Genomic DNA, 8,043 nt, shown 5'->3' with positions numbered 1-8,043 from the left:
AGGGGGGGGTGGGGACAAAGAAGAAAAAGAAACAAGGGGTTTTGCGTACGACACCACCCGCCCAACCAGAGGTCGCGGGCGGGGCGGCCCTGCCTCCCCCCCCCCCCGTGACCGGCACAGTCTTCATGCCCTCATCTTCCCATTCCGTGCCGCCGGCCGTGGAGGGGCCGCCCCCGCCCGGGGGTAGCGGGGACGGCCCGGTCAGGGGGTGGCTCACGCGGCCTTCACCGTGTCCACGGCGGGGCTGCGCATGCCGCGCCATGAGGGCAGCAGCGTGGCGCCGAACACCAGCAGCAGCGACCCGCCGACGATGGCCAGGTAGGTGCCGATGGATCCGGAGGGCAGGTACGAACCGCTCTTGACGAGGCTGTAGGGGACGATGGTCGTCGCGGAGGCGAGGGTGCCGAGGACGGTGGCGATGACGCCGATCAGCAGCCCCTCGACGGTCAGCATGCCGAGCACCTGGGCTCGGGTGGCGCCGGTGAGCCGCTGGAGGCCGAACTCGGCGCGCCGTTTGCGGGTGACGGCCACCAGGGTGTTGACGACGGTGATGGCGGCGTACCCCACGATCATGGCGACGATCGTGTAGTTGGCGGACACCAGGATCTGCTGGATCTGGTTGTTCCGGCCGGCCAGCGAGGAGCTGACGTCCAGTTCGGTGCCGGGCACCGAGGCGGCCAGCGCGGCGAGACGCTGGTGGACCGCGGCTCCGCTCCCGGATGCGGTGCGGACCAGGATCTGGTGCGGCAGACCGTCGCCGGTGTGCGGGGCCAGGGCCGCCGCGGGCAGTGTCAGGTACTCCTGCTTGGGGTTGTCGGCGTAGAGGGCCACGACGGTGGGGCGTACGGCGGTGCCGTCGCCGAGGTGCATCGGCAGCCGGTCGCCGACCTTGACGCCGTACTCGCGGGCCTTCTTGTCCGACAGGGCGACGGTGTCGTCCCGCAGCCCGTCGAGGGAGCCGGCGACGGTGGGCAGGTCGAGGCTCTGGCGCACGCCGTCGGCGGAGACCCCGCGCAGGTCGACCTGGGCCGGGCCGCCCGGGCGGTCCACGAAGCCGCGGCTGGTGACGAACGCGGAGGCCGCCGAGACCCCGGGCGTGGCACGCACCTTCTCGACGACGCCGGGGGCGAACCCGCCCGTGGAGGAGTCGAGGACGTAGTCGGCGAGGATGTTGCGGTCGTAGGAGGTCCGGGAGACGTGGTCCTCGGTGGACTGCATGTACAGGGTGCCGGTGGCGATGCCGATGAGCAGGACGATCGGCGCGACGGCGCCCGCCATGCGGACGTTGGCGGTGGCGGCGTTGCGCAGCGCGAGCTGCCCGGAGAGCCCGGAGAGGGCGCGCACCGGCAGCCGCAGCAGCGCCACCATGACCTTGGTGATGCCGGGGGCGAGCAGGGCGAGGCCGATGCAGAACAGCACGGAGGCCGGTCCGGCGGTGCTGGCGAGGGTGGGGCCGTCCTCCATCACGGTGGCGGTGGCGACCGCGAGGCCGATGCCGTTCGCGAGGAAGAACAGTGCGAGCAGGAGTCGTGGCACGCTGAACCAGCGGGTGCCCGCGGCGGTTTCGGCCAGGGCGGCGACCGGTTCGGTGCGGGCGGCCCGCCGCCCGGCGAACCGGGTGGCACCGGCCGCGGCCAGGACGGTGACGACCGCTCCGACGGCCATCGGGATCGACCCCGCGTGGTAGACGATGGCCGACGACACCACGCCGCTGGCGGTCAGCACCCCGAACAGCAGCCGCCCGATGCCGTATCCGGGCAGCAGGGCCAGCAGCACGGAACCGACCGACAGGACGGCCGTCTCGCTGAGGATCATGCGGCGCAGCTGCTTCGGGGTGGAGCCCACGGCGCGCAGCAGGGCCATCTCGCGGACCCGCTGCTGCAGGGACAGACCGAGCGTGGAGGAGACGCCGAACATCACGATCAGCACGACCGACGAGCCGAAGACCGCGGCGAGGATGACGACGGTGCGCCGGCTGGACAGGGTGCCGGGCAGTTCGGCCAGGCCCCTGCGCTCCCCGGTGAGCACCTCGGCGCGGTCACCGACCGCGGAGCGCACCGCGTCGGCGACGCCGGCGACGCCGGCCCCGGGTGCGGGCAGGACGCCGATGGAGTCGATCCGGCCGCCGGCGAGGGTGCGTGCCTCGTCGTCCGTGAAGAACACGGCGGCGTGCGGGTTGCGGTCGCCCTGCTGCTCGGCGATGCCGCTGACCCGGAAGCTCCGGGTGGTGCCCTGGACGACGATGTCGACCGTGGACCCGGGGCGGGCGGCGGCGCGCCGCGCGAGTCCCGAGTCGAGGACGACCTCGCCGCCGGCGGCGGGGGATCCACCGGCGGCGAGGGTATAGGGGGTGAGCCGGGCGCTCGCCCAGCCGTGGCCGTACGAGGCGGACTTGCCGGTCACCGGCTTGCCGTCCTTGAGGACGGTGGCCGGGACCGACACGTCACCGACGGCCGTGCGCACGCCGTCGGCCTTGGCCACCGCGGCGACCAGACCGAGGTCGATGCGATGACGCTCCGTCAGGGCGGTGGAGTCGTAGGTCTGTTCGCCGGTGACGACGATCGGAGCGCCCTGCAGGCGCTGCGGGTCGGCGACCATGCGGACGCCTGTCTCCATCAGACCGCCGCAGCCGATGACGATCGCGGCGCCGAGGAACATGGCGAGGAAGGTCGCGACGAAGCTCGTCCTGCGGAACTTCAGGGTGCGCAGTGCCAGGCGCCACATCAGTACCGCCCTCCCGAGGGCATCGACGTGCCATGCCGGTGGTTGTCGTCCTCCCAGGCGCCGAGCCTGGTCATCCGGGCGGCCACGGCGTCGGCCGTCGGCCGCTGCAGTTCGCCGGCGTAGGTGCCGTCGGCGAGGAAGACCACGCGGTCGGCGTAGGAGGCGGCCACCGGGTCGTGGGTGACCATGACCAGCGTCTGGCGGGCGGTGTCGACGGACTCGCGCAGCAGGGCGAGCACGGACGCGGCGGTGCGGGTGTCGAGGGCGCCGGTGGGTTCGTCGGCGAAGACGACGGCGGGGCGGGTCACCAGGGCGCGAGCGATGGCGACGCGCTGCTGCTGGCCGCCGGACAGCTGGGACGGCAGGTGGCCGAGCCGCTCGGCCAGTCCGACGCGCTGCACGACGGTGCGGATCAGGCCCTTGTCGGGTCGCTGTCCGGCCAGTTGCAGGGGCAGCGTGATGTTCTGCATGACCGTCAGCGCGGGCAGCAGGTTGAAGGACTGGAAGATGAAGCCGATCCGGTCGCGGCGCAGCTTGGTCAGCCGGGTGTCGTCCAGGCCGGCGAGGTCGGTGCCGCCGACGGCTACGGTGCCGGAGCTGGGCTGGACCAGTCCCGCGGCGCAGTGCAGGAAGGTGCTCTTGCCCGATCCGGACGGGCCCATCACGGCGGTGAAGGTGCCGTCGGCGAAGCTCATGGTGAGCCCGCGGAGCGCGGCCACCTGGCTGTCTCCTCGGCCATAGGTCTTCGACACGGCGTCCAGCCGTACCGCCTCCGCCCGGCGGAGGTCCTGTGAAGTGTGCACTCGGGCTCCCCTATGAGATAACGCGCTTCTCACGCGATGTCTGCCAACCAGATTAGGAACGCTGCGGCTGCGGCACATTGGCATTCTCCGGCCGGTTCGAGGTAGAGGTTTCTCTACCTCCGCACGCCAGGTTTCGTCGGCCGTCCGCGAACTTTGTGCAGGGGTGTCACCACCTTGTCCGCATACCTGACTCCCCTGCGAAAGGGCCGGTTGCCGCCCGTGTCCCGGTGCGTGTGCGCGGGTACCGTCAAAGCCGTCCGAAAAATCTGCGAAAGATGGGAAGTCCCATGGCCAGGAGGCCTGACCACGAGCTGACCGCGCAGGTCCGGCCCGACGGATATCTGGAACTGTTCTCCCGGCGCACCGGGAAGCGGCACAGGTGCGGACCGCGCGGCACGACGATGTGGCTGGCGCTCCAGCGGAGCGGCTGGCAGCCGGAATCGGCAGCGGACGAAATCGCCGTGCAATTAGGCATCGATCCGGACAGTATCCGTTGCGATATCCACGCGTGGCTTGCGCATTTCCGCGAGGCCGGCGAGTGAATACGAATCGGGGCGCGGGCAGCCTTTCGGCCGCCCCGCCCCACCACGTCCGGTCCCGTCGCGCTTTCAGGAGGTGCCGGCGGCTCCCGTCGCCGTCAGCCACGCCTCCACCGCCGCGGCCGTGGCCTTTGCGCGTTCCTCCAGGATCGTGAAGTGCGTGCCGGGCACGTCGACCGGTTCGTGGTCCGCGGGCCAGGTGGCCCGCCAGTCGCCGGTACCGGCACCCGTCGCGAAGGACTCCTCGGGCCGCACGAACAGCACGGGCGCGGTCAGGGCGCCCGGCATGCAGTGCTGGATCAGGTCGCTGTAGCGGCTCATGGCGGCGAGGCGGGCGGTTCCGAACCCGCCGAGGGCCGACTCGCGCTCCAGCATGCCGTCGAACATCTGCCGCCACAGCTCGTCCTTGCCGTCGTCCCCGGGCAGGTAGGTGTCCAGCAGGACCACGCCCGAGGCGGGCTGTCCGGCCTTCTCCATGATCTCGGCGGCCGCGTGCGCGAACTGCCCGCCGGAGGAGTAGCCGACGAGCACGTACGGCCGCTCGTCCGCGCACGCCCGGCGGATGCCCTCGACGACCACCTCCACCACCGCGTCCACGGAACGCGGCAGTGCGTCCCCGGGGCCGAAGCCGGGCACCGCCGGCACCAGGACGTCCCGGCGGCCGTGGAAGTGCCGGGCGAAACGGGCGTACTGGTGGGCGCCGCCGAGTGCCATCGGTGAGGGAAGGCACAGGAGCCGGGGCGAGGCATCGCCCGTGGCGAGCCGCACCGGGTCGGTGACGTGCCCGAATTCGGACAGGGACGAGAAGCCGGGGAGGATGTCGGCGACCGTGCGCAGCAGTTCGATGGCCTGTGCCATCCGCCCGTCGGCCGCCGCACGCCGCACCAGCGCGCTGACCGACGCGGGGTCGCCGGTGCCGTCCGAGCCCGCGGCTGCCTCGGCCGGGTGGCCGCGCAGGGCGGCGGCGAGGGCGGCCGGGGTGCGGTGGTCGAAGACGGCACCCGCGGGCAGGGTCGTCCCCAGGGCGCTGCCGAGGGCGCTGCGGAGTTCGGCCGCGGAGACCGAGTCCATCCCGATCTCCAGGAAGACCGCGTCCGGCTCGACGGCCTCCGCTCCCGCGTGGCCGAGGATCGCGGCGGTCTGCGCCCGGATCACGTCGGTCAGGAGCGCCTCCCGCTCGGCGGGCGACGCACCGGCCAGCCGCTGCCGCAACGGCTCGGCGTCGGCGGGCTCGACGGCTGCGGCGGACGGCAGGTGCCCGGTGAGCGGACCGGCCGTGAGGGCCACATCGGCGTTGAGCCAGTACCGCTCGCGCCGGAAGGCGTAGGTCGGCAGTTCGGCGCGGGCCCTGCCGGGGAAGACCGCCGCCCAGTCGGGGGCGAGGCCGTCGGTGTACAGGCGGGCGAGTCCGGACATGAGGGCCGTGGGCTCGCTGCCGTGACGCCGGCCGAGGGCGACGAACACGCTGCCGTCGCCGTCCACGCACGCGCGGGCGAGGCCGGTCAGTACGGCGTCGGGCCCGATCTCGACGAAGCGGCCGACGCCCGAGGCGGTGAGGGCGGCGACGGCATCGGCGAACCGGACCGTCTCCCGCACGTGGCGCACCCAGTGGCCGGGGTCGCGCAGCCGGTCGCTCCCGGCGGGGCGGCCGGTGAGGGTGGACACCAGCGGGATCCGCGGCTCGTGGAAGGTCAGCTTCTCGGCCACGGCGCGGAATTCGCCGAGCATGCCGTCCATCAGGGGTGAGTGGAAGGCGTGCGACACGGCGAGCCGCTTGGTCTTCGCGAAGCGCCCGGCGGCGGCGAGCACCGCCTCCTCCTCGCCCGACAGGACCACGGACGACGGCCCGTTCACCGCGGCCAGCCCGACACGGCCGTCCAGCAGCGGCCGTACGTCGTCCTCGGTGGCCTGCACGGCGACCATCGCGCCGCCCTCCGGCAGGGCCTGCATGAGCCGGCCGCGGGCGGCGACCAGCGTGCACGCGTCGTCCAGGTCGAGGACGCCCGCCACGTGCGCGGCGGCGATTTCCCCGACGGAGTGCCCGGCCAGGACGTCGGGCCGCACGCCGAAGGACTCCAGCAGCCGGAACAGGGCCACCTCGTAGGCGAACAGCGCCGTCTGCGCGTGCTGCGTGCGGTGGACGGCGCCGGCGTCGTCGCCTGCCAGCAGTTCGGACAGGCCCAGGCCGAGACGGGTGTCGATCGCGTCGAAGGTGTCGGCGAACACCCGGTACCGGGCGCGTAGTTGGAGGCCCATGCCGAGGCGCTGGGCGCCCTGGCCGGTGAACAGAAAGGCCGTACGGGTCCCCGCTCGTGCCCTGCCGGTCGCGGCCGTGGGGCCGGGCGCTCCGGTGGCGAGGGCGCGCAGTGCGGCCATGAGCTGGTCGCGGTCGGTGCCGGTGGCGGCCGCTCGGTGGTCGAAGGCCGTCCGCCGGGTGCCGAGGGCCCGGGCGACGGCCGCCGGGTGCAGCCCGGGACGGTCCGCGAGGAAGGCGTGCAGACGCTCGGCCTGCGCGGGGAGGGCCTGGGCGGAACGGGCCGACAGGGGCCATACGGTCGCCGGGGCGTCGGGGTCGGTGTCCGTCGGCGGTTCGTCCGCCGCCGGTGGCTCCTCGATGATGGTGTGGGCGTTGGTGCCGCTGATGCCGAAGGAGGAGATGCCGGCTCGGCGCGGACGCTCGCTCCGCGGCCAGGGCTGGTGGTCCGTCAGGAGCCGTACCCGGCCGGTGTCCCAGTCGACCTTCGTGGACGGCGTGTCCACGTGGAGCGTCTTCGGCAGGACGCCGTGGCGCATCGCCATCACCATCTTGATGACCCCCGCCACACCGGCCGCGGCCTGCGTGTGCCCGATGTTCGACTTCACCGACCCCAGCCACAACGGCTCACCGGAAGACCGGTCCTGCCCGTACGTGGCCAGCAACGCCTGCGCCTCGATCGGATCACCCAGCGTCGTACCCGTCCCGTGCGCCTCCACCACATCCACATCCGCGGCCGACACACGCGCCGCCGCCAGCGCCTGCCGGATCACCCGCTGCTGCGACGGACCGTTCGGCGCCGTCAGACCGTTCGACGCACCATCCTGATTGACCGCCGAACCACGGACCACCGCCAGCACGGGATGCCCGTTGCGCCGCGCGTCGCTCAACCGCTCCAGCACGAGGACGCCCAGTCCCTCGGAGAACCCGGTGCCGGAGGCGTCGTCGGCGAAGGAGCGGCAGCGCCCGTCCGGGGAGAGGGCGCCCTGCCGGCTGAACTCCACATAGGTGCCCGGCGAGGCCATCACCGTCACTCCCCCGGCCAGCGCCAGGGTGCACTCTCCCTGCCGGAGCGACTGCACGGCCAGGTGCAGGGTGACCAGGGACGACGAGCAGGCGGTGTCGACGCTGAGCGTCGGCCCCTCGAGGCCGAGGGTGTAGGCGACGCGGCCGGAGACGATGCTGCCGGAGCCGAAGCTGCCGAAGTAGTCGTGGTACATGACGCCCGCGAACACACCGGTGCGGCTGCCGCGCAGCGACACGGGATCGATGCCGGCGTCCTCCAGGGCCTCCCAGGAGCCTTCGAGGAGCAGCCGTTGCTGCGGGTCCATGACGAGGGCCTCGATCGGGCCGATGCCGAAGAACGCGGCGTCGAACTCGCCCGCGTCGTGCAGGAATCCGCCCTCCCGGGTGAGGGAGCGGCCCGGTACCCCCGGCGTCGGGTCGTACAGGTCCGGGTCCCAGCCGCGGTCGTCGGGGAACCCGGTGATGCCCTCCGCGCCGTCCGCCACCAGGCGCCACAGGTCCTCGGGGGACCGGACGCCGCCCGGGTAGCGGCAGGCCATGCCGACGACGGCCACCGGTTCCCGGGCCGCCGCGGTCAGGGTGCGGTTGCGTTCCCGCAGCCGCTCGATCTCCTTCAGCGAGGCCCGCAGTGCCTCGACCGTCCTGGTGTCCGGCTTCTCGGGCTCGGCCATGGTCCTCTTCCTTGTCGCAGGCGTCG

The 8,043-nt window shown here is 73.1% G+C and carries 4 protein-coding genes; 1 reads left to right on the top strand and 3 read right to left on the bottom strand.

The window, feature by feature from the left end:
- Positions 1 to 213: 213 nt before the first annotated feature.
- Both ACZ7HQ_RS27335 and ACZ7HQ_RS27330 read right to left on the bottom strand, forming a co-directional pair.
- A complete protein-coding gene (locus ACZ7HQ_RS27335; RefSeq protein ID WP_470995026.1) occupies positions 214 to 2,724 on the bottom strand; it encodes an FtsX-like permease family protein in 2,511 nt (836 codons plus the stop codon).
- Complete coding sequence (locus ACZ7HQ_RS27330; RefSeq protein WP_470995023.1) at positions 2,724 to 3,527, bottom strand: ABC transporter ATP-binding protein; 804 nt, start codon at positions 3,525 to 3,527, stop codon at positions 2,724 to 2,726. Before ACZ7HQ_RS27330 ends, ACZ7HQ_RS27335 begins: the two co-directional genes overlap by 1 nt.
- 287 nt (positions 3,528 to 3,814) lie before the next feature.
- On the opposite strand from ACZ7HQ_RS27330, the gene ACZ7HQ_RS27325 reads away from it, so the two are divergent.
- Positions 3,815 to 4,069 carry a hypothetical protein gene (locus ACZ7HQ_RS27325; protein WP_470995020.1) on the top strand — a complete coding sequence of 85 codons (255 nt, stop codon included), beginning with the start codon at positions 3,815 to 3,817 and terminating at the stop codon, positions 4,067 to 4,069.
- 66 nt (positions 4,070 to 4,135) lie between these two features.
- Here the strand turns inward: ACZ7HQ_RS27325 and ACZ7HQ_RS27320 are convergent, their stop codons facing one another.
- Positions 4,136 to 8,017, bottom strand: coding sequence for a type I polyketide synthase (locus tag ACZ7HQ_RS27320; protein ID WP_470995017.1), 3,882 nt, complete (start codon positions 8,015 to 8,017; stop codon positions 4,136 to 4,138).
- Between the last annotated feature and the right edge of the window lie 26 nt (positions 8,018 to 8,043).

This window comes from Streptomyces sp. NPDC037290, assembly GCF_055603245.1.
This window is presented reverse-complemented; position numbering and strand designations above follow the sequence as displayed.